This window comes from Serratia sp. LTN-2, assembly GCF_059740205.1.
The window spans coordinates 1-25,353 of record NZ_JCAXDO010000002.1 but is presented as its reverse complement, the minus strand read 5'-3'; the positions used below and the strand labels follow the sequence as shown (position 1 = coordinate 25,353).

At 59.6% G+C, this 25,353-nt stretch carries 25 protein-coding genes and 1 tRNA gene; 13 read left to right on the top strand and 13 right to left on the bottom strand.

Features of this window, described 5'->3' with window-relative positions; all coding sequences use genetic code 11:
• Positions 1 to 61 precede the first annotated feature (61 nt).
• From AC6BYQ_RS03900 to AC6BYQ_RS03880, 5 genes are read right to left on the bottom strand one after another with little or no spacing between them, the layout of a single operon-like run.
• Positions 62 to 781 (bottom strand): enoyl-CoA hydratase/isomerase family protein, encoded by a 720-nt coding sequence (locus tag AC6BYQ_RS03900; protein WP_498056334.1) that lies wholly within the window; start codon positions 779 to 781, stop codon positions 62 to 64.
• Positions 774 to 1,946 carry an MFS transporter gene (locus tag AC6BYQ_RS03895; RefSeq protein ID WP_063919167.1) on the bottom strand — a complete coding sequence of 391 codons (1,173 nt, stop codon included), beginning with the start codon at positions 1,944 to 1,946 and terminating at the stop codon, positions 774 to 776. The genes AC6BYQ_RS03900 and AC6BYQ_RS03895 overlap by 8 nt, the downstream gene beginning before the upstream one ends.
• Entirely contained in the window at positions 1,943 to 3,154 is a 1,212-nt protein-coding gene (gene hemA, locus AC6BYQ_RS03890) for a 5-aminolevulinate synthase (RefSeq protein ID WP_019456446.1), read from the bottom strand. The genes AC6BYQ_RS03895 and hemA overlap by 4 nt, the downstream gene beginning before the upstream one ends.
• Before the next feature lie 15 nt (positions 3,155 to 3,169).
• Entirely contained in the window at positions 3,170 to 4,381 is a 1,212-nt protein-coding gene (locus AC6BYQ_RS03885) for an acetyl-CoA C-acyltransferase (protein ID WP_019456447.1), read from the bottom strand.
• Positions 4,382 to 4,390: 9 nt separating this feature from the next.
• On the bottom strand, positions 4,391 to 5,920 hold the full coding sequence (locus AC6BYQ_RS03880; RefSeq protein WP_498056333.1) for a 3-hydroxyacyl-CoA dehydrogenase NAD-binding domain-containing protein: 1,530 nt from the start codon (positions 5,918 to 5,920) through the stop codon (positions 4,391 to 4,393).
• 347 nt (positions 5,921 to 6,267) lie between these two features.
• Between AC6BYQ_RS03880 and AC6BYQ_RS03875 the strand changes: the two genes are divergently transcribed.
• The 3 genes from AC6BYQ_RS03875 to AC6BYQ_RS03865 all read left to right on the top strand — a co-directional run bounded on the left by AC6BYQ_RS03875 (position 6,268) and on the right by AC6BYQ_RS03865 (position 8,447).
• On the top strand, positions 6,268 to 6,984 hold the full coding sequence (locus tag AC6BYQ_RS03875; RefSeq protein WP_025160334.1) for a LuxR family transcriptional regulator: 717 nt from the start codon (positions 6,268 to 6,270) through the stop codon (positions 6,982 to 6,984).
• 179 nt (positions 6,985 to 7,163) lie between these two features.
• A complete protein-coding gene (locus AC6BYQ_RS03870) occupies positions 7,164 to 7,592 on the top strand; it encodes a universal stress protein (RefSeq protein WP_019456450.1) in 429 nt (142 codons plus the stop codon).
• 171 nt (positions 7,593 to 7,763) lie between these two features.
• The gene (locus tag AC6BYQ_RS03865; RefSeq protein WP_043129445.1) at positions 7,764 to 8,447 is read left to right on the top strand and encodes a hypothetical protein; all 684 of its coding nucleotides are present in this window, start codon (positions 7,764 to 7,766) and stop codon (positions 8,445 to 8,447) included.
• A 46-nt stretch (positions 8,448 to 8,493) separates the two neighbouring features.
• Here AC6BYQ_RS03865 and AC6BYQ_RS03860 read toward each other — a convergent pair whose 3' ends face one another.
• The 5 genes from AC6BYQ_RS03860 to AC6BYQ_RS03840 form a co-directional block, all read right to left on the bottom strand.
• Positions 8,494 to 9,507, bottom strand: coding sequence for an Ldh family oxidoreductase (locus tag AC6BYQ_RS03860; protein ID WP_498056332.1), 1,014 nt, complete (start codon positions 9,505 to 9,507; stop codon positions 8,494 to 8,496).
• 19 nt (positions 9,508 to 9,526) lie between these two features.
• Positions 9,527 to 11,092, bottom strand: coding sequence for an APC family permease (locus AC6BYQ_RS03855; RefSeq protein ID WP_432525336.1), 1,566 nt, complete (start codon positions 11,090 to 11,092; stop codon positions 9,527 to 9,529).
• Between the two features lie 15 nt (positions 11,093 to 11,107).
• Positions 11,108 to 12,745 carry an aldehyde dehydrogenase (NADP(+)) gene (locus AC6BYQ_RS03850; RefSeq protein ID WP_498056331.1) on the bottom strand — a complete coding sequence of 546 codons (1,638 nt, stop codon included), beginning with the start codon at positions 12,743 to 12,745 and terminating at the stop codon, positions 11,108 to 11,110.
• Between the two features lie 54 nt (positions 12,746 to 12,799).
• Positions 12,800 to 13,720, bottom strand: a complete 921-nt coding sequence (locus AC6BYQ_RS03845; protein WP_498056330.1) for a dihydrodipicolinate synthase family protein — start codon at positions 13,718 to 13,720, stop codon at positions 12,800 to 12,802.
• A gap of 208 nt (positions 13,721 to 13,928) precedes the next feature.
• A complete protein-coding gene (locus tag AC6BYQ_RS03840) occupies positions 13,929 to 14,783 on the bottom strand; it encodes a helix-turn-helix domain-containing protein (RefSeq protein ID WP_498056329.1) in 855 nt (284 codons plus the stop codon).
• A gap of 389 nt (positions 14,784 to 15,172) precedes the next feature.
• Here AC6BYQ_RS03840 and AC6BYQ_RS03835 point away from each other — a divergent pair, with 389 nt between their 5' ends.
• The 4 genes from AC6BYQ_RS03835 to AC6BYQ_RS03820 are packed head-to-tail and all read left to right on the top strand — an operon-like array spanning position 15,173 to position 18,762.
• Positions 15,173 to 16,120, top strand: a complete 948-nt coding sequence (locus tag AC6BYQ_RS03835) for a 4-hydroxyproline epimerase (RefSeq protein ID WP_498056328.1) — start codon at positions 15,173 to 15,175, stop codon at positions 16,118 to 16,120.
• The gene (locus AC6BYQ_RS03830) at positions 16,120 to 17,244 is read left to right on the top strand and encodes an NAD(P)/FAD-dependent oxidoreductase (protein WP_498056327.1); all 1,125 of its coding nucleotides are present in this window, start codon (positions 16,120 to 16,122) and stop codon (positions 17,242 to 17,244) included. The genes AC6BYQ_RS03835 and AC6BYQ_RS03830 overlap by 1 nt, the downstream gene beginning before the upstream one ends.
• A complete protein-coding gene (locus tag AC6BYQ_RS03825) occupies positions 17,241 to 17,501 on the top strand; it encodes a (2Fe-2S)-binding protein (protein ID WP_498056326.1) in 261 nt (86 codons plus the stop codon). The genes AC6BYQ_RS03830 and AC6BYQ_RS03825 overlap by 4 nt, the downstream gene beginning before the upstream one ends.
• Positions 17,494 to 18,762, top strand: a complete 1,269-nt coding sequence (locus tag AC6BYQ_RS03820) for an FAD-dependent oxidoreductase (RefSeq protein WP_498056325.1) — start codon at positions 17,494 to 17,496, stop codon at positions 18,760 to 18,762. The genes AC6BYQ_RS03825 and AC6BYQ_RS03820 overlap by 8 nt, the downstream gene beginning before the upstream one ends.
• A 47-nt stretch (positions 18,763 to 18,809) precedes the next feature.
• Here the strand turns inward: AC6BYQ_RS03820 and AC6BYQ_RS03815 are convergent, their stop codons facing one another.
• Positions 18,810 to 19,169, bottom strand: coding sequence for a hypothetical protein (locus AC6BYQ_RS03815; protein WP_019456461.1), 360 nt, complete (start codon positions 19,167 to 19,169; stop codon positions 18,810 to 18,812).
• A gap of 520 nt (positions 19,170 to 19,689) precedes the next feature.
• On the opposite strand from AC6BYQ_RS03815, the gene AC6BYQ_RS03810 reads away from it, so the two are divergent.
• Positions 19,690 to 20,025, top strand: a complete 336-nt coding sequence (locus AC6BYQ_RS03810) for a hypothetical protein (RefSeq protein WP_019456462.1) — start codon at positions 19,690 to 19,692, stop codon at positions 20,023 to 20,025.
• A 176-nt stretch (positions 20,026 to 20,201) separates the two neighbouring features.
• Entirely contained in the window at positions 20,202 to 20,633 is a 432-nt protein-coding gene (locus tag AC6BYQ_RS03805) for a hypothetical protein (RefSeq protein WP_019456463.1), read from the top strand.
• 17 nt (positions 20,634 to 20,650) lie between these two features.
• Here the strand turns inward: AC6BYQ_RS03805 and AC6BYQ_RS03800 are convergent, their stop codons facing one another.
• The gene (locus tag AC6BYQ_RS03800) at positions 20,651 to 20,992 is read right to left on the bottom strand and encodes a GlpM family protein (RefSeq protein ID WP_019456464.1); all 342 of its coding nucleotides are present in this window, start codon (positions 20,990 to 20,992) and stop codon (positions 20,651 to 20,653) included.
• Between the two features lie 122 nt (positions 20,993 to 21,114).
• Complete coding sequence (locus AC6BYQ_RS03795; RefSeq protein ID WP_004927950.1) at positions 21,115 to 21,339, bottom strand: DUF2594 family protein; 225 nt, start codon at positions 21,337 to 21,339, stop codon at positions 21,115 to 21,117.
• 704 nt (positions 21,340 to 22,043) lie between these two features.
• Here AC6BYQ_RS03795 and uvrY point away from each other — a divergent pair.
• The 4 genes from uvrY to AC6BYQ_RS03775 all read left to right on the top strand — a co-directional run bounded on the left by uvrY (position 22,044) and on the right by AC6BYQ_RS03775 (position 25,352).
• Positions 22,044 to 22,700, top strand: a complete 657-nt coding sequence (gene uvrY, locus AC6BYQ_RS03790; protein WP_025160332.1) for a UvrY/SirA/GacA family response regulator transcription factor — start codon at positions 22,044 to 22,046, stop codon at positions 22,698 to 22,700.
• Complete coding sequence (gene uvrC / locus AC6BYQ_RS03785) at positions 22,693 to 24,525, top strand: excinuclease ABC subunit UvrC (protein WP_047568116.1); 1,833 nt, start codon at positions 22,693 to 22,695, stop codon at positions 24,523 to 24,525. Before uvrY ends, uvrC begins: the two co-directional genes overlap by 8 nt.
• A 58-nt stretch (positions 24,526 to 24,583) precedes the next feature.
• Complete coding sequence (gene pgsA, locus AC6BYQ_RS03780) at positions 24,584 to 25,132, top strand: CDP-diacylglycerol--glycerol-3-phosphate 3-phosphatidyltransferase (RefSeq protein ID WP_025160331.1); 549 nt, start codon at positions 24,584 to 24,586, stop codon at positions 25,130 to 25,132.
• A 144-nt stretch (positions 25,133 to 25,276) separates the two neighbouring features.
• Positions 25,277 to 25,352: transfer RNA gene (locus tag AC6BYQ_RS03775), tRNA-Gly, on the top strand.
• The last annotated feature ends 1 nt before the right edge of the window (position 25,353 follow it).

Sequence of the window (25,353 nt, the reverse complement as noted above, 5' to 3'; positions counted from 1 at the left end):
CGTAAAATGAGCTGTGGAGGAGAGGCGGGAAATGCCGACTCAGGCGAGCCGGCAAGGAGGATTAACGCCGGGCGGCCGCCTGGCGCAGGCGCTCGACCGGCGCTTGTTGAAAGTCGAACGATGGCGCTTCGCGCTGCGTCAGCCCCTGGCGGACGATGGCCTTGACGGCCAGGCTGGCGTCACGGTCTTTCCCGGCGATCTGCTCGGCGATGCGTAACGCTTCTTCCCGGGCCGAACTTGCGCTGATGCGGGAAATGGCGCCGTGTGACAACGCTTCCTGTGCGCTGACGGTTCTGCCGGTCAGCAGCCAATCCAGCGCCACGTAGGGCGAAACTCGCGTCGGCAAGCGGGCGCATCCTCCCTGGGCGGCGACTAACCCAAGCCCGGTCTCGGGAAAGCTGAAGCGCGCATCGCACCCGGCGACGATCAGATCGCACGCCAGCGCCAGCTCAAAGCCGCCGCCGTAGGCGATACCGTCAACGGCGGCGATGATCACCTTGCCGATCTGCGCATGGATCAACCCGCCAAATCCCTCCGGCGTGACGATGGGCAGTTCGCCCTGACGGAAGGCGTTAACATCCATGCCGGCGGAAAATACCGTCGGTTGACCGGTCAGGACGATAGCGCGCACCGAGTCGTCGCTGTCCGCCTGGCGCAGGTAGGTGCGGATCAGTTCGGCCATCTGCAGGTTGATGGCGTTCTTTTTTTCCGGCCGATTGAGGGTGATGACCGCAACCTGCGCGCCGTGGCGTTCATAAAGCACCGGCGGTGATTCACTCATCGATGGCCTCTCCCCGGAAAAAGAACAGCGTCAGCAGCAGGGCGATGGCGCCGAGCGGCAGCGAAAACAGCGGCAGATAATAGGCCGGCAGCGCGTAGAGCGTCAGGCCGCCCAGCATGCCACCCGCCGCGATGCCGGCGTACAGCACCGAGCTGTTGAGCGACACGGTCAAGGCGCCAAAGCGTTTCGACAGCGATAACAAGTGGTGCTGGATCGGCACCAGATACATCCAGCCGGTAATGCCCCAGACCAGAAAGATAACCAGCACCCACCAGGGCGAGGTGACATAAAAGGCCAGCAGAAACAGGGACAGCGTCTGGATCGCCACGGAAAACAGCAGCACGAATTTGCTGCCGAGGGCGTCGGTCAGCGCGCCGGAGGCAAAATTGCCGATCACCGCGCCAATGCCGAACACCAGCAGCGCGAGGGGCAGGATCGCCTCCGGGCCGAACTGGGTGTTTTTCAATAATACGCTGACGTAGCTGTAGACGATGTGCTCCGAGCAAACGGCAAAGAAGGTGATCAGCAGCGTGGTCAGCACCGCCTTTTGCCGCAGCGGGGCAAGCCGCTCTTTCAGCGAATGCTTGCCCGGCGGCGCAATGGCGCGCAGCGCCAGCGAAAGGCCGAGCAGCGCAATCACTCCCAGCAGGGCGATGAACAGGAAGATTTCGCGCCAGCCGATCAGTTTGGCGAGAAAGGTGCCGAACGGGATGCCGAGCGCGATGGCCAACGTCATGCCGCCATAAACGATGGAAATGGCCAGGCCGCGGCGTTTTTCCGTCACCAGCCCCACCGCGGCGGCGGCGGCCTGCGGCGTATAGCAGGCCGCGCCCAATGCTGCCAACACTCTGCCGAACGAGATCTGCAGGTAGCTGGTGGCCCAGGCGCAGGCCAGATTGCCGGCGATGAACAGCACCAGCGCCAACTGCAGAATATGCTTGCGGTTGACGTTGCCCAGCAGCCAGGCGGTCAGCGGCGCGAACAGCATATAAGCCAGCGCGAATACCGATATCAACTGCCCCGCTTGCGCGGGGCTGACGGCAAAGGTTTCGGAAATGTCGCTGAGCACGCCGGCGACGATAAAGGCGTCGGTGCCGATGGCGAAGGTGCCGGTCGCCATCAAACAGAGCGTGACCAGATGGCCGTTATAATCCGCTAACTTCATCCCGCCCTCCGCAGATCGTTCGCCGCCCAAACCTGTCCCAGCGCCGCCAGAAACGTTTCCACGTCGGCATGGGAGTGCGCCGAGGTCGGCGTCACCCGCAGCCGCTCGCTGCCGGCGGGCACCGTCGGGGCATTGACCGGCTGCACGTAGATATCATGCTCGTCGAGCAGCACCTGACTGATGTGCTTGTTGCGGTGCGGATCGCCGACCAACAGTGGCAGGATATGGCTGTCGGCCGATACCAGCGGGATGCCGGCGGCGCGCAGGCCGGTTTTCAGGTGATCGACGATCGCCAGCAGGTGCTTGCGCTGGGTGTCATGCTCGAGGTTGTATTTGAAACTGGCCAACGCCGCAGCGACCACCGGCGCCGGTGACGAGGTGCTGAACACGAATGCCGGCGCCCAACTGCGTACCGCCTCCACCACCGAGCGGGGCGCGGCGATATAACCGCCCGCAGCGCCGTAAGACTTGCCGAATCCGCCCTGAATAATGGTGATTTTATCCAACAGGCCCAGCTGTTCGGCGTAGCCCAATCCCCGTTCGCCGTACACGCCGGCGGAGTGGATCTCGTCGAGATAGGTCAGCGCCTGGTACTGTTCCGCCAACGCCACGATCTGCGCCAGGGGAGCAAAGTCACCGTCCATGGAATACAGCGACTCGAAGGCGATCAGCTTTGGCCGCGCCGGGTCGGCGGCCTGCAGCAGCTCGGCGAGGTGCGCCACGTCGTTGTGGCGGAAGATCTTTTTCTCCGCTTTGCTGTAGCGGATGCCATAAATCATCGAGGCGTGATTCAGTTCGTCGGAGAACACGATCAGATCGGGAATGGCGTCGCACAGGGTGGACAAGGTGGCGTCGTTGGCGCCGAAGCCGGTGGTGAACAGCAGCGCCGACTCTTTGCCGTAGGCGCTGGCCAGCAGCGTTTCCAGCTCGCTGTGATAAACCGAGGTGCCGGAAATGCTGCGGGCGCCGCAGGTGCCCAGCCCGACGCGGTTAACCGCGTCGGTGGTGGCCAGCAGTACCTTGGGATGGTGGCTCATCGCCAGATAGTCGTTTGAGCACCAGACGTTGAGACGACGCTCGCCTTGTTGCCCGTGACGGGTGGCCCAGGGTTTGTCCTGCACGCCGCGCTCAAGATTGAGGAACTCGCGAAAGCGCCCCTGTCTTTTGGTTTCTGCCAGCTTTTCTTCAAGAATGTTCAGTACGCTCATAGCATATTCCTTGTGTTAAACGGCTTTAAGGCTTAATGACAGACCCTGACCGACGCCGACGCACATCGTCACCAATGCATTGCCGGCCTGCCGATCGCGTAATTCCAACGCCGCCGACAGCACCAGACGCGCGCCGGACATCCCCAGCGGATGGCCGAGTGCGATGGCGCCGCCGTTCGGGTTGACGCGCGCGTCGTTGGCGTCGATACGCCAGTGTTTCAGCGCCGCCAGCACCTGTGAGGCGAACGCTTCGTTAATCTCGATGATGTCGAAGTCGTGCAACGTGAATCCGCCGCGCTGCAGCAAACGCTCGGTGGAGGCGATCGGCCCCAGCCCCATCAGCGCCGGTGCAACGCCGGCGGCTGCGCTGTCGCCGATCTCCGCCAGCGGTTGCCACCCCTGGCGTTTCACGTAGCGGCCGGAGGCCAGCAGCAGTGCGGCGGCGCCGTCGTTGATGCCGGAAGCGTTGCCGGCAGTGACCGAGCCGCCGGCGGAGAACGCCGGTTTCAATGCCTGCAGCTGTTGCAGCGTGCTGAGGCGGGGGAATTCATCCTGCGCGAACAGGCGGGTGGTTTTACGATCGGCCGGCACTTCCAGCGGCGTGATCTCCCGCGCCAACCGGCCGCTGTCGATCGCCCTGCGGGCCTTTTGCTGCGAGGCGAGCGCGAACAGATCCTGTTCCTCGCGCGAGATATGCTGTTGTTGGGCCACGTTTTCCGCCGTGATGCCCAGCGGATCGCTGCCGTAGCGTTCCGCCAGACGCGGGTTAACGAAGCGCCATCCCAGCGTGGTGTCGTACAGCTTTACCCCCTTATCGAACGGCGTTTCGCTTTTGCTCAGCACATAGGGCGCGCGGCTCATGCTTTCCACGCCACCGGCCAGGATCAGTTCGCTGAGGCCGCTGCGAATTTTCGCCGCGGCGTAAATCACCGCATCCAATCCGGAGGCGCAAAGGCGGTTGAGGGTAATGGCCGGCACCGACTGATCCACCCCGGAAAGCAGCGTCGCCATGCGGGCGACGTTGCGATTGTCTTCACCGGCCTGGTTGGCGCAGCCCAGCACCACTTCGTCCAGACTCGCCTCTGCCGCCGGATGGCGCTGCAGCAGGCTGCGAATGATGGTCGCCGCCATATCGTCGGGGCGGGTCTGCGCCAGGCTGCCGCCATAGGCGCCGATCGCCGTGCGCGTGCCGTCGATCAGATACACACCGTCATCTTTAATGCTCATCGTTGATCCTTAAGGCGTGGTGGTCAGCGCCGGTTGGGCGGCGTGCAGAAGGGTGTAATGCGGCGCATAGCGGGCCGCGTGCAGCAGCTGCGCCAGGTTGCTCAGCGTCGTCCTGACGTTTTTCTCCCCCAGGCGAGTGAGCCAGCCGAAAATGCCGTCGGCGTAGTTCACGCCGGCGACGGCGGCGACATCGATGTCTTCCCGGCTGCAGACGCCGCTTTCCACCATGATCACCGACTCGTTGATCAGGCTGCTGAGGACGCGGGCGACGATTAGCGCCGGGGAGTCCTTGATAAATTCAACCTGCGGAAGCGCGGTGTGCAGCAGGCGCAAAAACAACGCCTTATTAGCCGCAGAGGCGTGGCGGCTGTGCGCCGCCACCAGATACGCCGTGTCGGCGTAGTTCAGGGCGACATCGACCACAAAGGCGTCCGCCGCCGTCTGCTCGGCCAACTGATTTGCCGTGCGGCCATCGGTGATGCTGACGGTGAAAGCGTCATTGACCTGAATGGCCGCTCCCAGGCCCGACAAGGCCGGCCGCTGTTCTACGCGCAACTGCGGCCATTGCAGTGCGGCTCGCTGTTGCAGCAGGGTAAACAAAGGGTGTTCGCCGTAAATGCGCAGCGTCTCGACATCCGCCTCGGCGGCGGCCTCAACCGGCGGGGCGGTTTCTTCGGCGGAAAAATAGGAGCGACCGTTCTTTTTCCCCAGCAGCCCGGCATCGACCAGCGAACGCTGCAGATGGCCGGGGGTATAGCGCGGGTCGTACTGCATGTCCTGCCAAATTTGCCGGCTGACCTGATAGTTGATGTCCTGGCCGATAAAATCGGTCAGCTCGAGCGGCCCCATGCGAAAGTGTCCGCCGGCCTTGAGGGCGCGGTCGATCTGCGGCGCGCGCGCCACGTGCTCTTCCAACAGGCGAAAGCCTTCCAGGTAGTAGGGGCGGGCCATACGATTGACGATGAACCCCGGCGTAGCCTGGCAGACGACATCGCGTTTCCCCAATGCCGCCACCAGTTGGCGGCAACGTTCAGTGGCGGCCTGGGCGGTAAAGTAGGCCGGAATGATTTCAATCAGCTTCATTAGCGGCGCGGGGTTGAAAAAGTGCAAACCGATAAAGCGTTCGCTGTGGGTCACCGCCGTTGCCAGCTTATTGAGCGACAATGAGGAAGTATTGGTGGCGATCAGCGTGTCGGGTTTGACCGCCGCAGCGATGGCGGCCAGCACCTCGAGTTTGGCTTGCTCTTGCTCGGCGATAGTTTCGAGCACCAAATCGCTGTCGACGATAGCTTCAAACACCGATGAGAACTGCAGATTGGCCAGCACCGCGTCTTTATCCTGCGGCGCGAGCCTGCCCTGTTCGACCTTTTTGTCCAGGTCTTGCACGATATATTCACGAGCCTGAATGAGGGTATTGCCGTTGCGATTATAAAGCACCGTACGAATGCCTTTTTGCGCGAAAAGATAAGCGATGCCTCTGCCCATCGTTCCCGCGCCGATAATCGCAGCCGATTGAATTGCCGCATTACGTTCTGCCATAGAAAATCCCCGTCACTGTATGCCATGCGAAATTCGCAAATGCTTATTATCTCTTTGGATTTACGGCGGCACCGGGTGCCTGTGAGGAAAGTAATTGGCGGTGTGTTGGCTGTCTAACGGTAGAAATGACAGGTTTACGCGCCGGAGGGTTTATGCTATTCGCGTAGTTTTCCCGTGTAGCGTAATAAAAAGGCGTATTCTGAGGTCAATAAACGGGAGAATAGCTTTTTTCGTTATAGCCTTGGTATTTTTTATTATATGAAACGGCTACTGACGCCAGGCGGCGATATCCTATAGTGAGTCTGACCTATCGATAAATCGGCATCGCTATCTGGAGAACTCGCGTTATGGATACCCGCACTCAACGGCTCATGGCGGAGGTGATTGGCAGCTTAACCGATCGCGAACGTTTTCTGACGCAGCTGGGGCCCTGCGCCGAGGCGTTGGGGTTTGATTACTTCTCCTACATCGTTTTTTCCTGCTACCCGGCCAGCCGGCCCAAAATGCTGATCGAGGGGAATATCCCTGCGAGCTATCTCGAGGAATATCGGCGGCAGCGGGCCTATTTGCAGGATCCGGTCATCGAGCGCGCCCACCATTCCACGCTGCAGTTTCAGTGGGACGAAAGCTTTTATCACCAGTGGCCGGCGATGTGGCGGCGTATGGCGCAGTTTGGCCTGTGTACCGGTTGGTCGCAGTCGGTCAAGGATTGCTATGGTCGCCTCGGGATCCTGACTTTTGCTGGCAAGACGCTGCCGCAGCAAACGCCGCAAGCGCGCGCGGCCAACGAAACGTTTTTCCTTTGGCTGGCTCAAACCGCCCACAAAACGCTGCGTGAAGCGTTGATATCGGTGAACGACGAAGCGATAAAAGATGTGCTGACGCTGCGCGAGAAAGATATCTTGCGTTGGTGCAGCGAAGGGAAAACGGCGGAAGAGATCGCGTTGCTGATGGGGGTGAGCGAACGCACGATCAACTTCCATATCGGCAACTCGATTAAAAAGCTTTCTGTCGCCAATAAGACCGCGGCCACCGCCAAAGCGGTTTATTTACAGCTGATTTAACGGTGAGAAATAAATAATTAATCGCCTATCAGTTAGCGGCGCGGTGTTTATATTTTGTTAAATTAAACATTGTCCTTGTCAGTATTTACCCCCGATCACAAAAGTGCGATAAAGCGGTTCACCGCGCTGGTGCGCGGCAGTATTCTGTAGGCACCCGCTTTACATAGAAAGGATGTGATATGTATAAGACTATTTTGGTGCCGATAGATATTGAAGAAGATCTGTTGACTGAACATGCGCTGAAGCATGTGGAATATTTGGCGAAGATGTCCGGCGCTAAAGTGCATTTCTTCCATGCGTTGCCGGATGCTTCGGCCTTTGTTACCGCCTATTCATTTGGCCTCAAGGAGTTTGAGAATCAGGCGGAAGTGAAGGCGGTGGACAAGCTGAAGAAAATCATGTCGGAGATCGATCTGCCGTTGGATCGCCTCAACTACACCGTCAGCTTCGGTTCGGCGCGCGATCAGGCGCTGGAACTGGCGGAAGAGATCGACGCCGATCTGATCATTATCGGTTCGCGTCGCCCGAGCGTGAAAACCTATCTGCTGGGCTCCAACGCCGCCGCTATCGTGCGCCATGCCAACATCTCGGTGATGGTAGTGAGATAACCCCCCTCAAGCCCGCCGTTTTCAGGCGCGTTCTGCGGTTGCAGAGCGCGCTTTGCGTTTTTTTGCCATCTCAGCCTGAACTGCTACGATTTTAGCTGACGTTTTATCGGTGTAATCCGGTCTGCCGGCCTTACACGTTTTCATCTCAGCCAGACCAGAAGAGGGACAGCCATGCCATTAGAGGCCAACGGGATCATTAAGGGCGATCGAGGTGCCGAACCGGGCAAGTGGCAGCATACGCCCACTACGCCGTCAGTAACATTAACCTGGCACCACACCATTCCCTGGAATTGCCTGCGCGCGGTATGGAATGGTTTAGTGGCGGGAGAACATTGGGAGGCGCTGGCAGAGTTTATGCAGTTGATCAGCGTGCCAAATTACGCGGGCGTGCTTCAGCAGATTAAAGATAAAAATGTGCATGACCGCGATGGACTGCACACGCTGGTGACCTGGCAAGGATGGAATATTGTAGAAGGGCCGGGCAGCGAATATCGCCAGCAAGGGGATGATCCCGGGGAGAAGTATGAGCATTGGTCCGGCAAAGGGATGAGCGGCAACCAACTTTCGACGCTGCAACAGGTTAACGTGCTCAATCTTTGCATGGCGCCGTTCGCCGCCTGCGCGCTGGATCCGGCCACCAATGCGCCGGAGATCAAGCGCGCAGAGGCGGAGCACCTGCGGCGAGTGATTAAGCAGGTCAGGCCCACGTTGAAAGGCAAAGCCCCGATGCTGTGGAAAGAGAGCATGTGGCATAACGTGCAGCAGGGCAAGGTGGATAAAAAGAATGTCGGCAAATGGGCGACAAAACCGATCTGGCGTCGGCGATTGCATACCGATTTAGTCCAGACCGGTTGATTAAGGCGGGCCCGCGATGACGCTTATCGCGAGCCCAGAGCGGCGCTTATTGGCACAGTGCCGCTATTTCATCGTACAGCGTTGCGGGAATCGCTACCCCTGACTGCTCGCTCTGTCTGCGACGCTGGTAGCGCCGTTCGCCGGGGATGCGTGCGCCTTGCGCCTGCATCTCGGCAAACATTGTTTCCGCCGCGGCGAAATACGTCTCCTTATCCGCACCGAGAAAACGTTCGGGATCCAATGCGATGATCAACTCACCGCCGTAAGGCGACGAACCGGTGCCGCCGTCATAAGCCAGCGATTCCTTGCTGGTCATATCGCCGATCAGCGGGCCGGCCAGCAGTTCCACCATCGCCGCCAGCGCCGAGCCTTTATGTCCGCCGAAGGTCAGCATTGCGCCCTCCAACACGCTGGCGGCGTCGGTGGAGGGGTTGCCCGCTTTATCAATGCCCCAGCCTTCGGGTAACGGGGTGCCGGCGCGGCGATGCAGCTCGATTTCGCCGCGCGCCGCCGCGCTGGTGGCCATGTCGAACAGAAACGGCGGCCGCTGGGAGCGCGGCCAGCCGAAGGCGATAGGGTTGGTGCCGAATAGCGGGCGCGAGCCGCCGGCCGGCGTCACCCAGGCGTGGCTGGGCGTGCAGGCCAGGGCCACTAATCCTTGTTCAGTCAGCGGTTCGATGTCGGCCCACAGCGCAGAGAAATGCACGCAGCGATTGATCGCCAGGGCGGCGATGCCGTTGGCGCGTACCTTATCGATAAAGGCCGGCAGCGCGGTGCGGTAAGCCAACAGCGAAAAGGCGCCGCCGGCGTCGACGCGCAAGATGGCCGGCGCCTGGTCGACCAACCTGGGCTGGGCATCGGCGGAGACTTTGCCCGCCTGCAGTGAGCGCACGCAGCCCAACAGCCGATACAGCCCGTGCGAAGCGCAGCCGTCGCGTTCGCCTTGCGTGACATTTTGCGCTACCGCTTCGGCGTGAGCCTGATTGAAGCCGTTGCTGCGCAGCGCGCGCAATGCCAGTTGATAAGCCTGTTCCAGCGACAGAACGTGCATGGCTGTCATCTTGATCTCCTCCCTGGGGTCACTCTTCTTCATCGCCGATAAAATTGGCCTGGGGTAAACAGGTATAGGCGCCCCAGTAGTAAATCGCCAGCGCGATCGCCGCCATGGTGAGGGTGTCCCACGGGTGGGCAATGGCGCCGATGCCGCCGAAGCTGCTGAGATAGGAAAGCGTGATCACCAGCGCATAGAAGACGATCAGCCACAGCGAGGACCAGATTTGTTGCCTGAGACTAACGGCGTGGGTCGGCACCTGATTCTTGAACAGGATGTAGATGAAGAACATCAGGATCTGCAAACCGAGTAGCCAGGAAACGGTATCCCAGCCGGACCAGAAAACGATCAGCGCCGAAATGATAAATGACAGCGGGCCGAGTACGCAGAAACCGCGCACCCTGAACGGACGCGGCATATCGGGCGCATTGCGCCGCAGCCCGGCGGCGGTGACCGGCGCGATGGCGTAGCTCAGCACCAGCGCGGCGGACACCACGCCGATCAGTTTTTCCCACGACGGGAACGGCAGCGTCCAGAATACCGAGAGGGCGAAGGTCAGCCACAGCGCCGGGCGCGGGATGCCGGACTCACCATCCACCCGGGTGAATAGCTTGAAGAAGGTGCCGGCGCGTGCCCAACCGTAGATCACGCGAGGCGTGGCGTTCATGTAGATGTTGCCGGTGCCGCTCGGCGAAACGATCGCGTCGCTGACCACCAAAAACGCCAGCCATCCCATGCCCAACGTGATGGCGATATCGCGGAACGGCAGGGAGAACTGTTGGCTGATGCCGGCCCAGCCGCCGCTCAGCATCTCGCTGGGGATACTGCCGAGAAAGGCTATCTGCAGCAGCACATAGATGATGGTGGACAACACGACCGACAGGATCAGCGCGATGGGGATGGTGCGCTGCGGTTTTTGCACCTCGCTGGCGACCGAGATGATCGGCGTCAGACCGAGGTAGGCGAAGATGATGCCGCCGGCGGAAATGGCGGCTTCAACCCCGGCGGAGCCGAAGGGGGCAAAGCCCTGGCTGTGCAGGTTTTCCGGTTTGAAGAAGCCGAACAGCACCACGATCACCAACAGCGGCACCAGAAACTTCAGCACGCTGATCAGGTTATTGGATTTGGCGAAGGTTTTGACGCTGTAGTAGTTGAGCGCGAAGAAAAAGCACAGCAGCGCCAGCTGCACCAGCCAGCCGATCGGCGTCGGGTCGCCGGAACCCGGCTGGCTGAGGAACGGAAACCAGGCTGCGGCGTACTGTCGGGCGGCAACGACTTCGATGGCAATGAGGCTGGAGAAGGCGATCAACGTAATAAACCCCAGCAGATAACCCATCAATTCGCCGTGCGAGAACACCGGATAGCGAATAATGCCGCCGGCGCGCGGCAGGGCGGCGCCGAGCTCGCAGTAGACGATGCCGAGCAGCAACACCGCCAGGCCGCCGATCAGCCAGGAATAGATGCCGGCGGGGCCGGCGATGGAGGAGACATGGCTGGCGGCGAACAGCCAGCCGGAGCCGAAGATGGCGCCCAGACCGATGAACGTCAGATCGGTGAGCGTGAGCTGCTTCTTGAATTTGCCTTGGGTTGTCATGGTGTGACCCTTTTGTTATTGGCAGATGCGGCCGGGCTGGTGTTGGGCAGGTGAAACTATGGGATCTCGGGTATAAACGCCGTTCACCAGCCGCAGCAGGTTGAGCGGGTTAGCGTCCTGCAGCGGCGGCGGCAACAGCGCCGCGGGGGTGTTTTGCAGGCAAACCGGCCGCAGAAAACGCTCGATGGCCAACGTGCCTACCGAGGTGCCGCGCGCGTCGCTGGTCGCCGGATAGGGTCCGCCGTGCACCATGGCGTCGCACACCTCTACCCCTGTCGGGTAGCCGTTGAACAGCACCCGACCGGCTTTGCGCGTCAGCAATGTCGTCAGCCCGGCAGCCATGTCGAGATCGCCGTCATCCGCCAGCAGCGTGGCGGTTAACTGACCTTGCAAGGCCGCCAGCGCCGCATGCAGCTGCGCTTCGTTATCCACCGCCACCAGAATGCTGGCCGGGCCGAATACCTCCTGTTGCAGCAGCGGGTCGGCCTGCAGCAGCAACGCTCCCTCGGCCCGATACAGCTGCGCCGCTGCCCGATGAGGAGGCGTTTCGCTTCGGCCCGCCAGACGCCGCATGCCCGGGTGCGCATCGAGGGCCGCCAGCCCGTGGCGGTAGTGCTCCAGCGTCCCGGCATTCAGCATTGGCTGCGGCTCGGCGGCGTTGACCAGGGCACTCATCGTTTCGATCAGCTGTTCGAAGGCGGTGCCGCGCAGCGCGACGATCACGCCGGGCTTGGTGCAGAACTGACCGCAGCCGAGCGTGAAGGAAGAGACCAGTTCCTGCGCGATGCGTTGCCCGCGCCGCGCCAGCGCCTGCGGCAGGATAACCACCGGGTTGATGCTCGACATTTCGGCGAAGACCGGGATCGGCTGAGGGCGTTGCATGGCCAGATCGAACAGCGCCCGGCCGCCTTGCAGCGAGCCGGTGAATCCCACCGCCTGAATCGCCGGATGCTGTACCAGGCCGGCCCCCACACGGTTGCCGAAGATCATGTTGAAGACGCCGGCGGGCATGCCCGTGCGTCGCCGCGCGCGCTCGATCGCCTGAGCGGTCAGCTCGGCGGTGATCATATGGCCGCTGTGCGCCTTGAACACGACCGGGCAACCGGCGGCGAGTGCGGCGGCGGTGTCGCCGCCCGCGGTGGAAAAGGCCAGTGGGAAGTTGCTGGCGCCGAACACCGCCACCGGACCGAGTGCCGTGCGATATTGACGCAGGTCGGGACGCGGCAGGGGGGAGCGCTGCGGCAATGCGCAGTCGATGCGAACACCTTCGACGTCGCCGCGCCGCAGCAGCGTGGCGAACAGCCGCATCTGGCCGCTGGTTCTGGCGCGCTCGCCGCTCAACCGCGCCGGCGGCAGGGCGGTCTCCTGCGTGGCGAAGGCGAAGAAGGCCTCGTCCAAGGCGTCCAGCTCCTCGGCGATGGCGTCGAGAAAGTTCGCGCGCCGCTCGGCGCTGAGTTGCGAATAAGGCGCAAAGGCCGCTGAGGCGGCTTCGGCGGCGGCAGCGATTTCCTCCGCCGTAGCCTGATGAAAACGGTAGCCGGTCGGCTGACCGTCTTCGGCGCGCAGGCTCAGCAGCACCGCTTCTTCCGCCGCGCGGCGCTGGCCGCCGATAAAGTGTTGGCCGCTGATGGCGGCGTAGCGATCGTTGGGCATCGGTACCCCCGGTAGAAAAAGAGTGACGCCCGACATGGCCGGGCGGTGAAGGCGTTACAGACCGACGTTCGGCAGCGCGGGGCGGGTGGCCAGCGCTTTATCGATCACGGCGTTGATTTCGGTGAGCGTTTCACCCTGCAGCGCCAGGCGCGGTGGGCGAGTGACGGCGCTGCCGCGGCCGACCCGCTGTTCACACAGCTTGATGCACTGCACCAGATCGGGGCGGGCATCGAGATGCAGCAGCGGCATGAACCAGCTGTACAGTGCCAACGCTTCCTCATAGCGTTTTTCCTTCGCCAGACGGAACAGGGTTTCCCCTTCGCGCGGGAAGGCGTTGGACATGCCTGAGATCCAGCCTTGTGCGCCAACGGCGATGCTCTCCAGCACCACGTCGTCCAACCCGGCGAACAACACGAAGCGATCGCCGACTGCGTTGCGCAGATCGATAAAGCGGCGTGTGTCGCCGGACGAGTCTTTGAAACACACGATGTTCTCGCAGTCGACCAGCGAGGTCAGGATGTCGGGCGTGACGTCGTTCTTGTAAATCGGCGGGTTGTTGTAGACCATGATCGGCAGATCGGTCGCGCCGGCGACGCTGCGGAAGTGCGTGGCGGTTTCGTGCGGCTTGGCGGAATAGACCAGCGCCGGCATTACCATAATGCCGTCGACGCCGGCCTTTTGCGCTTCGCGCGCCATGTTCTGCGCGAAGGCGGTGGTGAACTCGGCGATGCCGGCGATCACCGGCACTTTGCCGTCGGCGGCGTCTCTGGCCACTTCGATCACCGCCAGCTTTTCCTGCACCGTCATCGAGGTGTTTTCACCGACGGTGCCGCATACCACCAGGCCGGAGACGCCGTCGCGCACCAGGTTTTTGATCACCGAATGGGTAGCGTCGAGATCCAGAGAGAAATCGTTGCGAAACTGGGTCGTCACCGCCGGGAATACGCCGCTCCAGCTTAGGGTTTTATGGCTCATGGTGTTTGTCCTGTCGTTCGAAAGTGTTAATGAAAAGTGAACCGTTGGTGAAACTCACCGACAGATTGACCGGTATTGCACAGGGAGGCTTGACGCTTTTCGCCGATTGCCACGACGAAATTGGCACAGTAGCGCCAAGAGGCGGGCATGCGAAAATCGGGCGCCGGTGCGCCATGAGAAGATGTTTTTAATCTGGTAGATCAGCGCATTAAGCGGAAAGCGTCAGGCGGAAATCGCGCGGCGTGGAGCCGGTCATCGCTTTGAACTGACGGCTGAAGGCGCTGTGATCGGTATAGCCGCACTGCAGCGCGATGTCGGTGATCGGCAGATCGCCGGCCAGCAGTTCCGTGGCCTTTTCCAGCCGTACTTTGTGGATCATCTGGCGCGGGGTGAGGTGGAAGATGCGTTTACAGTAGCGTTCGATCTGCGCCACCGACAAACCGGTCAGCGCCGTCAACTCCTCGAGCGCGATCGGCCTGGCGTAGTGGCGGCGGATGTGCACGTCGATCGCCGCCAGTCGTTGATAAGCAGGGTGATTGGCTCTGGCTTCCTGCAGGTCGTGGGAAATGCCCGCCATGCCGATGACTTTTCCCTGTGCGTCGTACAGCGCCAGCTTTTGCGTCAGGCACCAGCCGGTTTCACGGCCGTTGTACAGATGCATTTCCAGCTGATCCTGGATCAGCACGCCGTGGCGCAACACCCGCAGATCCTGCTCGGTATAGCCGGAACCAAGCTGCGCGGGAAACACGTCGGCGGACGTCTTGCCCAGCAGCGGTGTGACGGTCTTGAAACCGCAGCGCCTGGCCAGCGTCAGGTTGGCCAGCAGGTAGCGGGCCTGGGCGTCTTTGATAAAGAACACCACGTTGGGAATCGCGTTCAGCAACGGTGCGATCAGCGCCAGCGTATTCAACAGATCGCGCAGGTTGTTCGGGCGCTGCTGCGCCAGCCCATCGCACAGGCGCGACAGATGCTCGACGGCGAAAATGTCCTCCTGTTCAGGCTGCCCCGCGAGCGAAGGCGGCGAGAGAGAAACCTGAGTCTGAGGGGCTGAAGTGGTTCGCATAGCATTCCCTTTTCGATCGTTAGCCGGAATAACAGGCGGGCCAGGTTGGCGCTTTCGCATCAATATTAACTTTCCCGTAACGAATCAAGCGCTATTTCCGGCCGGTTATTAAATATGCGGATTGCCGCATACTTTTGTCGCGCTGCGCTTGGCGGTTGCTTGAAAACTGCGGCGTCTCTCGCTACTCGGTGGTTTAGCATGAAAGTAAGGCCATGATAAATAAGTTATTGTTATGGCGTTCGTTAAACTCATACCCGCGACGCGCCAGGTCTGACGTTTATCACTGTGCTGATTTCTTCATTCGCCACGCCGAAACGCATCAAGCCGTCATGCTCGCATTCGTTCAGGCTACTGCTATTGGTAACATCTCATTAACCCTGGAGACGCCGATGGCACTTTCAGCGCATATCACCGCTTTGCGGGCGATCGATTCTCATACCGGCGGGGAGCCGACCCGGCTGATCGTCGAAGGTTTTCCCGATCTCGGCGCAGGCAGCATGGCGGAACGGCGGGCGAATTTCGCGCAACATTATGACGACTGGCGCTGTGCGGTGATGCTCGAACCGCGCGGCAATGACGTGTTGGTGGGGGCGCTGCTGTGCTCTCCCTGTTCGCCGCAGGCCACCGCCGGGGTGATCTTTTTCAACAACGCCGGCTATCTGGGCATGTGCGGCCACGGCACTATCGGGCTGATCGCTTCGCTGGCGCACCTGGGGCGCATCCGCGCCGGGCGCCATCTGCTCGAGACCCCGGTCGGCCCGGTAAACGCTACGCTGCACGATGACGGCAGTGTGACGGTGGAGAACGTGGCGGCTTATCGTTATCGCCATGAGGTGCGGGTTGAGGTGGCGGGTTATGGCTCGGTGACGGGGGACATCGCCTGGGGGGGCAACTGGTTTTTCCTGATCGGTGAGTCGCCCTTGTCCATCGATAAGCAAAATTTGGAGGCGCTGACCGCGTTCACCTGGGCGGTGCGGCAGGCGCTGGAGCAGGCGGGCATCTGTGGTGAAGACGGCGGGGTGATAGATCATATCGAACTGTTCGGTGACGACCCGCGGGCCGACAGCCGCAGCTTCGTGTTATGCCCCGGCAAAGCCTACGATCGATCGCCGTGCGGCACCGGCACCAGCGCCAAACTGGCGTGTCTGGCGGCGGACGGCAAACTGCCGCCGGATACTCCCTGGCGGCAGGCCAGCGTGATCGGCAGCGAATTCCAGGCCTATTATCGCTGGAACGGCGAGCGCATCACGCCCTATATTCGCGGGCAAGCCTACGTGTGCGCTGATAGCCAGCTGCTGCTCGACGAACGCGATCCCTTCGTCTGGGGCATACGCTGATGGGCGCCGGGCGAGCAGCCGATGCGATCGTGGTGGGTGCCGGCATCATCGGCGCCGCCTGCGCCTGGCGGTTGGCGAGGGAAGGCTATCGTGTCTCGGTGGTGGACGATCGCCGCGCCGGCGCTACCGCTGCCGGCATGGGGCATTTGGTGTGCATGGACGATAATCCGGCCGAGCTGGCGCTGAGCGCTTATTCACTGCGGCTGTGGCGTGACTTGACGGGGCGGATGCCGGAAGAATGTGCCTGGCGCGGCTGCGGTACGCTGTGGCTGGCGGATAAAGCCGATGAAATGGCCATCGCCGAGCAAAAGCGAGCGCGGCTGGCGGAGCGGGGCGTGGCCGCAGAGCTGCTGACGGCGGAGCAGATCGCCGCCATCGAGCCGATGTTGCGGCCTGGCCTGGCCGGTGGGCTGCGAGTGCCGGGAGACGGTATTTTGTATGCGCCGCAGGCGGCGCGATGGCTGTTGGCCGATGCTGGCGCGGCGATCGACGTGGTGCAGGGTGAAGCGGTCGCGCTGGACGAGCAGGCGGTGCGGTTGGCGGATGGCCGAGAGTTGGCTGCGCCGGTGGTGGTTTTGGCCTGCGGCCTGCGGGCCAATGTCTTGTTGCCGCAACCGTTGCTGCACGCCAAAAAGGGGCACCTGGCGATCACCGATCGCTACCCAGCGCGGGTGCGGCATCAGCTGGTGGAGCTGGGATATGGCGCCAGCGCGCACGCCAGCGACGGCACATCGGTGGCATTCAATGTGCAGGCGCGGCCCACCGGGCAATGGCTGATCGGTTCTTCCCGCCAATTCGATTCCGTCGACTCGTCATTGGATATGCCGCTGTTGGCGGCGATGCTCATGCGTGCGCAGCATTTCTTGCCCGCATTGGCGCAGATGAACATCATTCGCTGTTGGACCGGGCTGCGCGCCGCCTCGAACGACGGGTTGCCGCTGCTGGGCGCGCATCCGCACCATCCCTGGCTGTGGCTGGCGTTGGGGCACGAAGGGTTAGGCGTCACGACTGCACTCGGCAGCGCCGCGTTGATCGCCGCGCAGATCGGCCGGCAAACGCCGGAGATTGACGACTCCCCGTATTTGGCGGCGCGGGCGTTTGCCGACGAGGAGCTGGCTGTATGAACGAAAGGCAAAACACGCTCATGTTGAGCATCGACGGCGAACCCTGCCGGGTGCCGGTTGGCATCAGCGTTGCGGCGGCGCTCAGTCTGTGTGGCACCGATCGTTGTCGGTTGTCGGTTTCACGCCAGCCGCGCGCGCCATTTTGCGGCATGGGCGTTTGTCAGGAATGTCGGGTGACCATAAACGGCCTGCGTCGTTTGGCATGCCAGACGCTGTGCCAGTCCGGCATGCGTATCGAGAGGAGCGATGATGAGTGACTTTGACTGCGAAGTGCTGATCGTCGGCGCCGGGCCGGCCGGCATGGCGGCAGCGTTGGCTGCGGCGGAGAGTGGGGGGCTGGTGCGGGTGATCGATGATAATCCGCGCCCCGGCGGGCAAATTTGGCGCGATGGGCCGCAGGTGATCCTGCCTAAGGCGGCGAACCGCTATCGGCAGGCGCTGGCGGCGCGGGAAAAAATTGTGCTGCAGTCCGGTTGCAAACTGGTGGCGCGGTGCGGCGCCGATCGATTGGCGTATGAAGACGCAGAAGGCTGTGGCGTGATTCGCTATAAAAAGTTGATTTTATGCCATGGCGCCCGCGAGCTGCTGCTGCCGTTTCCCGGCTGGACGCTGCCAGGGGTGACCGGCGCAGGCGGTTTACAGGCGCAAATCAAGCAGGGGCTGACGATGCGCGGCGAGCGGGTGGTTATCGCCGGCAGCGGTCCGCTGCTGCTGGCGGTGGCGCGCAGTGTGAAGCAGGCCGGCGGCGAGGTGGTGCTGGTGGCTGAACAGGCGCCGCTATGGCGGTTGGCGGCGTTCGCCGGCGGCCTGTGGCGCTGGCCGGGCAAGCTGCGTCAGGCCTTCTCTCTGATGCCAAGCCATTATCGCGCCGGTAGCCGGGTGCTGGCGGCCTTGGGGCAAGAGCACTTGGCGTCGGTGCGTGTCGAGATTGGCGGGCGGGAAAGTACGGTGGCCTGCGACAGGCTGGCCTGCGGCTTCGGTTTGGTGGCGAACATTGAGCTGGCGATGCTGCTGGGGTGCAGAATAGAACACGACGCCGTAGCGGTTGATCATTGGCAGCAAACCAGTCTGGTGCAAGTTTATGCCGCCGGGGAGTGTACCGGCATCGGCGGCAGTGAATTGGCGCTCACCGAAGGCGCCATCGCCGGTTATGCCGCCACCGGGCAGCAGGAAAAAGCCGATGCCCTGGCGGCGCAACGGCGGCGGTGGCGTCGTTTCGCCACGGCGACGGCGAGCGCCTTTCGGCTCGATGAACGCGTGAGCTCACTGGCCAAACCGCAGACGTTGCTATGCCGCTGCGAAGACGTCACGTTGGAACAGGTACGTCATCAGCCGGATTGGAACACGGCCAAGCTGAGCAGCCGTTGCGGCATGGGGGCCTGTCAGGGCAAGGTTTGTGCGGCGGCGGCGCGGCAACTGTTGGGATGGCCTTTGCCGGCGCCGCGCGTTCCTTTAACGCCGGTGAGAACGGAAACGCTGGCTGCTCTGGGGAAGCTCTGCAGCAGCGACGATAACTGATGGGACATTGCCGCAGTGGCGTTTCAGTCCGAACCACGCTCGCTGCATCACCACTGCGGCCAATAGTAGGTTTTCTCCCGCCAGCCCTTGCCGTACATGCAGGCTTCGATGGTGGCGTCTCGAGCGGATTTATTGCGATCGGTCTGCACCGTTTTAATTGACGGCTCCTTGTCATAGCGGTATCCCGATGGGCAATCTTTCTTATTCTTCTCGCAAGGGATGTATTTGTTTTCGTAGCTGAACTCCACGTCCCGCACCACATCCGGCGGGAAGCGATCGTAGCCGCGGCTGCGGCATTCGGCATATTCGGCATCCCGGGTACTCTCAACTGCGCCAGGCCTTTCCCATTGTGTGCAGGCAGTCAGCATCAATAACGGCAAAACAATCAAATAACGACAATTCTTCATAGTGTCCCTAACTCTTTCTTTATCCTAAGACGCGGTCTAGGAATATTCCCAACCTGCGACGCAAAAAAGTGTAATCAACTGGAGCGATAATTGGAAATGATAATAGTTATTGTTTAGGTGTGATTGAGGAAGCGCGATCATCGATAGATGATGCAGATGGGGGCGGGAGGTCTGCAGGAATCAGTGATCTGACGATGTGGGCAGGCAGGCCCGGTATTTTTATCCCTTCCCCTTCGCCGTCATGATCCGGTTACTGCATGAACGTTTGGGTGGTGCGGTATAATATGCAGGCTAAGTATCTTCTTATCCGATTTCACTATTATTTTTGTTTAGGATATTTACCCATGCCAAAGATTTAATTCACGGTATTAATACTCTATTTTTTTATTTCGGTTTTTTTATTGTGGTTTTATTTTCAGATTTTCTCCATAAAAGTCTTTTTAGTTATAGGGAATTCATTTGCATTTTAAATTTGGATTTTTTAAATTCACTCCAGATGAAGGATAACCGTTAGTGACAGATGCAAAAAAAGGAGTTTATTTTGCCTGGGATAAAGAAAACGTCTGAAAACCATGACGGTTTACCTTCAGCATCAGAGGATTATGATACATTTAAGTACCTCGCTGACGTCGGCGCCGTGTTGGGATATGGGCGAACCCGTTTTTATCAGTGGTGTCGCGGGCGCGGGTTTCTTACGCCGATGAATGTCCCATCACATGAAATGATCAGTCTGGGATATATGGTGGCCGTGCTGTCGGAGAGTGGCCATACCCGGGTTTATGTCACGCCGGATGGTTTTAGTTACGTCAGCGGCGCATTGGCGGCAGATATCCAACGCGGTATGGTCAAGTTATAAATTCGTAAAAACCGTCTTTATTTCAATATGTTTAATGCAGAATCTTCTTATCTTCACTGGTCATGGATGGAGGCTGGGAAGTTATCCTATTTTTTCATCTCTGCGGCATTAGCACTACGGGTGGCCGCTATTCTCTTGTTACGATGAGCATTATTTTCTTCAGGAGCCAAGCAAGGATGAAGCACTACGCCGCGTTGTTTTTTGCCTCTGTACTGTTGACGGGATGTACGACCCAGGCCGTGCCGCCGCAGCAGGCCGAATTACCGCCCCCAAGCCGTCTGCTGCTCTATCAAAATATTCCGGATACGCCTTATGCCACGGTGGTCGTCGTGCGCGACAGCGGCATGCTGGCGGGCAGTTGCCGCACTGGCGTCTATGTGAATGGCGAGTTCGCCGCTTCGCTGGGCGCGAAAGAAAAAGCGGAGTTTCGCGTGCCGACGGGCAATACGTCGATCAGCATCGGGCAAGATATGATCGAGAATCACCTGTGTATTTGGCGTGATACCGGCGGCAACGTGCCAATGACGCTGCGCGCCGGTGAGAGCCGCTACCTGCGTATCGCCGGCGACCGGCAGCGCGGTTTCGTTTTGCAGGCGGGGCGCCCGTAATCGCCGAGGCAAGGGCGTTAACGCCCTTGCCACCATCCCCAGAGCGTGATTAATAGCCACGCCGCTGCAATCCAGCACAGCACTGCTGCCCCTAACGCGACGGACAACCGCAGGCTGTTAATCAGAAAATACAGCGAAATCAAATACACCAGATACGGCAGCACCGCCCACATGCCGAAAATCAGCGTGGTTTTCAACGCCGCAATTGAACGTTCATTGCCGACAATGTAGTGCGCAATCAGGGCGAAAGTGGGGAAGAGCGGGACTAAACCGGCGATATAATAGTTGCGCGTTTTGGCCAGCAGGCCAATCAGAACCACGACCAGCGCGCCGATCAGCGCTTTGACAAGAATGCCCATAATGGTCTCGGGTGTCGGGGGAATGCCAACACACTGCCCGAAAGCCTGAGCAAGATCAACGGGGTGAGGCTTAGCTTGGGGAAAAGCAGACCCGCATGAAGCGCGGGTCTGAGGCGCAACGCTTACTGACGGTAAGCGTGCTTGATTTGCTGAATGCTGTTCTTGAAGATTTCTGCCTGGGTCGGATCTTCAATCTGGGCAATGAAACGTTCCATGTTGATGATGACTTTCCCGGCGTCGGCCTGGCCGATCGATTTCAGGATCAGCGTCAGCGTGGCTTTGAGGCAGGCAACCTCGGTTGCCAAGATTTCCGGGTTTGCAGACGTAGTGAAATCAACGTTGCTCATTTTTTCTCCTGATTTTTTTGAGGCCGTAGCCTGATACAAACTGCTTTGGCGCACCGCGCGCGGGCTAAGAAAGGTTGCTCCAGGCACGGCGGCGAATTTAACTGGGCGCGGAGTATAGCATAGCATGTGCCCGCCATCTGCACCGGGCTTGTTTGGGCCGCATTCCAGGGCAAAACTCGCTCACTGCATGACCGAACCATTCAATTATCGACAAGTTATTTCGAGACGGTTAACAAGTATTTGTCCGGCGCGTCATTGTTGAATCCTTGGGGTTATTATAATTATCTTGGGCTGATGGCGCTGATTTCGCCGGCATTCAGCGGGAATAATAGTTTTGCACTCAGGGGGGGCAGGTTCCCATCAGTAGTGGTTCTTCCTTCGCCGTTAAATATCAAATGATTACAAAGAACCGGCAACCGTGTTAATATTATTCATGTCGTGATTGCTTACACAGATTTCCCCTTGCGGCATGATTGTCAGGCTATCCTGTATGCGGCGCAGCGAAATTATTTTATCCGGCCAATGTTTCCCCGCGTGACGATTTATCGGCGGCATAGACGGCTAAAATTGAAAAATCAGCTCTGCTCCGCAAAGTTATTCGGCAGTATGTATTAATCTGTGTTCATTCTTGTCTGAAAAACAAGTAATATCTCTGGCGAAAACAGAGGCTGATTGCGTTACTCCCTTTTTTTGGAGATTTTTCCTTGATTAGCGTTCTTCTTGTTGATGACCACGAACTGGTGCGCGCAGGGATACGACGCATTCTTGAAGATATCAAAGGTATAAAAGTTGTCGGTGAGGCCCAGTGCGGTGAAGACGCCGTTAAATGGTGCCGTGGCAACGCTGTCGATATCGTGCTGATGGACATGAATATGCCGGGCATTGGCGGGCTGGAAGCCACGCGCAAGATTGTGCGCTATGCACCCGACGTCAAAGTCATCATGTTGACTATCCATACTGAAAATCCCTTGCCCGCGAAGGTGATGCAGGCAGGTGCCGCCGGCTATCTGAGCAAGGGCGCCGCGCCGCAGGAAGTGGTTAACGCCTTGCGTTCCGTGCATGCGGGGCAGCGCTATATCGCGTCTGATATCGCCCAGCAAATGGCTCTTAGCCAGCTGGAGCCGCAGGCTGAAACGCCGTTCAGCTGCCTGTCTGAGCGCGAGCTGCAGATCATGTTGATGATCACCAAAGGCAAAAAAGTGAATGAGATCTCGGAGCAATTGAGTCTCAGCCCGAAAACGGTGAACAGCTACCGTTACCGTATGTTCAGTAAGCTGAATATCAGCGGCGACGTCGAACTGACCCACCTGGCCATCCGACATGGATTGTTCAATGCGGAGACGTTGTTAAGCAGTGAATGATCGTTTCGATGCCAAAGCCTTCCTGAGTACCGTCACCAGCCAGCCCGGCGTCTACCGTATGTACGACGCCACGGGCACGGTGATCTACGTCGGTAAAGCCAAAGACCTGAAAAAACGTCTCGCCAGCTATTTTCGGCAGCAGGTCAGCAGCCGTAAAACCGAGACGCTGGTTAAAAATATCGCGCAAATAGACGTAACGGTTACCCATACCGAAACCGAAGCGCTGCTGTTGGAACATAACTACATTAAATTGTACCAACCGCGATATAATGTTCTTTTGCGAGACGATAAATCTTATCCGCTGATTTTTCTCAGTGCGGATACCCATCCCCGTTTGGCGGTGCATCGCGGCGCCAAACACGCCAAGGGCGAATATTTCGGTCCTTTTCCCAATTCTTACGCCGTGCGCGAAACGCTGGCGTTGCTGCAGAAGCTGTTCCCGATCCGTCAGTGCGAAAACAGCGTGTATCGCAACCGGTCGCGGCCGTGCCTGCAGTATCAGATTGGCCGCTGCCTGGGGCCTTGCGTCGCCGGCCTGGTGAGCGAAGAAGAGTACCGGCAACAGGTGGATTATGTGCGGCTGTTCCTTTCAGGTAAGGATCAGCAGGTGTTGCACCAGCTGATTGCGCGCATGGAAGAAGCCAGCAAGCTGCTGAATTTCGAAGAGGCGGCGCGCATTCGCGATCAAATTCAGGCCGTGCGCCGCGTCACCGAACGGCAGTTCGTGTCGGGCGATAGCGACGATCTGGACGTGATCGGCGTGGCGTTCGACGCCGGTATGGCTTGCCTGCATGTGTTGTTCATCCGTCAGGGCAAGGTGCTGGGCAGCCGCAGCTATTTCCCTAAGGTACCGGGCGGCACGGATATGGGCGAAGTCGTGCAAACCTTCGTCGGCCAATTTTATCTGCAGGGCAGCCAGGCGCGCACGCTGCCCGGCGAGATCCTGCTGGATTTCAGCTTGCCGGAAAAAGATCTGCTCGCAGAATCGCTCTCCGAGTTGGCGGGGCGAAAAATCCAGATCCAAAGCAAACCGCGCGGTGACCGCGCTCGTTATCTGAAGCTGGCGCGCACCAATGCGGCAACGGCGTTGACCACCAAGCTGTCACAGCAGTCGACGATCCATCAGCGGCTGGCTGAATTGGCCAAAGTGCTGAACCTGACGGAAATCAACCGTATGGAGTGCTTCGACATCAGCCATACCATGGGGGAGCAAACTGTGGCCTCGTGCGTGGTGTTTGACGGTAATGGTCCGGTGCGCGCGGAATATCGGCGCTACAATATTAGCGGCATTACACCCGGCGATGATTATGCGGCGATGACGCAGGTGCTGAAGCGCCGCTACGGCAAAGCGCTGGAAGAGAAGAAGATCCCGGATGTCATTTTCATCGACGGCGGCAAAGGGCAGCTTGGCATGGCGATCGAGGTGTTCAAATCGCTGAATGTGACCTGGGACAAGAACAAACCGCTGCTGATCGGCATCGCCAAAGGCGCGGATCGCAAGGCCGGATTAGAGACGTTGTTCTTCGTGCCGGAAGGCGAGGGGATTTCGCTGCCGCCGGATTCGCCGGCGCTGCATGTGATCCAACACATCCGCGATGATTCACACAATCATGCGATTACCGGTCACCGGCAGAGAAGAGCGAAAGTCAGAAATACCAGCGCACTGGAGCTGATTGAGGGCGTAGGGCCGAAACGGCGCCAGGTGCTGTTGAAGTATATGGGCGGACTGCAACCTTTGTTGAACGCCAGCGTGGAGGAAATTGCAAAAGTGCCGGGTATTTCACAAGCATTGGCAGAAAAGATCTACAATGCATTGAAACACTGAGGGCAATGTAGCAACATACTCTTAATTTCCACTCTAGCCAGATAGTTACCGTAGCATTATGCAATTGAATATACCGACTTGGCTTACCCTGTTTCGCGTAGTTCTGATCCCATTCTTTGTGCTGGCGTTTTATCTGCCGTTCAGCTGGGCTCCGATGGTATGCGCCGTTATCTTTGTGTTTGCCGCTGTCACCGACTGGTTTGACGGCTTTCTGGCACGCCGCTGGAAACAAACGACGCGCTTCGGGGCGTTCCTGGATCCGGTCGCGGACAAAGTCATGGTGGCGGTGGCGCTGGTGCTGGTGGCGGAGCACTACCACAGCTGGTGGATCACGCTGCCGGCGGCGACCATGATCGCCCGTGAAATCATCATTTCGTCGCTGCGCGAGTGGATGGCGGAGATCGGCAAACGCAGCAGCGTGGCGGTGTCCTGGATCGGCAAAGTGAAAACCATGGCGCAGATGATGTCGCTGGTGGGCTTGCTGTGGCGCCCGGATCGTTCCGTCGAGTATGTGGCGTTCGGTTTGCTGTATATCGCGGCGGTGCTGACTTTCTGGTCGATGTTCCAATATTTGAACGCAGCGCGCAACGATCTGCTGGAACCGTGATCGATACGCTGCAAAAAGCGGCAAACGATCGTGATGGGCCAACAATTTTATTGACTCATCACGTCAGGTAAGTAGAATGCATCGCATCAGACGACAACGATGAATTGCCGAAAGATAGCAAAGAAATCAGTCAGTTCTGGTAATGCGGGAATAGCTCAGTTGGTAGAGCGCAACCTTGCCAAGGTTGAGGTCGCGAGTTCGAGCCTCGTTTCCCGCTCCAA

Bases quoted from the DNA above. Each gene is read 5' to 3' on its own strand.
- AC6BYQ_RS03840 (WP_498056329.1), bottom strand. From the start codon at position 14,783: ATGCGAACCACTTCAGCCCCTCAGACTCAGGTTTCTCTCTCGCCGCCT.
- AC6BYQ_RS03900 (WP_498056334.1), bottom strand. From the start codon at position 781: ATGAGTGAATCACCGCCGGTGCTTTATGAACGCCACGGCGCGCAGGTT.
- hemA (WP_019456446.1), bottom strand. From the start codon at position 3,154: ATGAGCGTACTGAACATTCTTGAAGAAAAGCTGGCAGAAACCAAAAGA.
- AC6BYQ_RS03810 (WP_019456462.1), top strand. From the start codon at position 19,690: ATGCAAAAAAAGGAGTTTATTTTGCCTGGGATAAAGAAAACGTCTGAA.
- AC6BYQ_RS03895 (WP_063919167.1), bottom strand. From the start codon at position 1,946: ATGAAGTTAGCGGATTATAACGGCCATCTGGTCACGCTCTGTTTGATG.
- AC6BYQ_RS03805 (WP_019456463.1), top strand. From the start codon at position 20,202: ATGAAGCACTACGCCGCGTTGTTTTTTGCCTCTGTACTGTTGACGGGA.
- AC6BYQ_RS03815 (WP_019456461.1), bottom strand. From the start codon at position 19,169: ATGAAGAATTGTCGTTATTTGATTGTTTTGCCGTTATTGATGCTGACT.
- AC6BYQ_RS03850 (WP_498056331.1), bottom strand. From the start codon at position 12,745: ATGCCCAACGATCGCTACGCCGCCATCAGCGGCCAACACTTTATCGGC.
- AC6BYQ_RS03795 (WP_004927950.1), bottom strand. From the start codon at position 21,339: ATGAGCAACGTTGATTTCACTACGTCTGCAAACCCGGAAATCTTGGCA.
- AC6BYQ_RS03875 (WP_025160334.1), top strand. From the start codon at position 6,268: ATGGATACCCGCACTCAACGGCTCATGGCGGAGGTGATTGGCAGCTTA.
- AC6BYQ_RS03835 (WP_498056328.1), top strand. From the start codon at position 15,173: ATGGCACTTTCAGCGCATATCACCGCTTTGCGGGCGATCGATTCTCAT.
- AC6BYQ_RS03825 (WP_498056326.1), top strand. From the start codon at position 17,241: ATGAACGAAAGGCAAAACACGCTCATGTTGAGCATCGACGGCGAACCC.
- AC6BYQ_RS03880 (WP_498056333.1), bottom strand. From the start codon at position 5,920: ATGGCAGAACGTAATGCGGCAATTCAATCGGCTGCGATTATCGGCGCG.
- AC6BYQ_RS03855 (WP_432525336.1), bottom strand. From the start codon at position 11,092: ATGACAACCCAAGGCAAATTCAAGAAGCAGCTCACGCTCACCGATCTG.
- AC6BYQ_RS03830 (WP_498056327.1), top strand. From the start codon at position 16,120: ATGGGCGCCGGGCGAGCAGCCGATGCGATCGTGGTGGGTGCCGGCATC.
- AC6BYQ_RS03820 (WP_498056325.1), top strand. From the start codon at position 17,494: ATGAGTGACTTTGACTGCGAAGTGCTGATCGTCGGCGCCGGGCCGGCC.
- AC6BYQ_RS03800 (WP_019456464.1), bottom strand. From the start codon at position 20,992: ATGGGCATTCTTGTCAAAGCGCTGATCGGCGCGCTGGTCGTGGTTCTG.
- pgsA (WP_025160331.1), top strand. From the start codon at position 24,584: ATGCAATTGAATATACCGACTTGGCTTACCCTGTTTCGCGTAGTTCTG.
- AC6BYQ_RS03885 (WP_019456447.1), bottom strand. From the start codon at position 4,381: ATGAGCATTAAAGATGACGGTGTGTATCTGATCGACGGCACGCGCACG.
- AC6BYQ_RS03870 (WP_019456450.1), top strand. From the start codon at position 7,164: ATGTATAAGACTATTTTGGTGCCGATAGATATTGAAGAAGATCTGTTG.
- AC6BYQ_RS03860 (WP_498056332.1), bottom strand. From the start codon at position 9,507: ATGACAGCCATGCACGTTCTGTCGCTGGAACAGGCTTATCAACTGGCA.
- AC6BYQ_RS03865 (WP_043129445.1), top strand. From the start codon at position 7,764: ATGCCATTAGAGGCCAACGGGATCATTAAGGGCGATCGAGGTGCCGAA.
- AC6BYQ_RS03845 (WP_498056330.1), bottom strand. From the start codon at position 13,720: ATGAGCCATAAAACCCTAAGCTGGAGCGGCGTATTCCCGGCGGTGACG.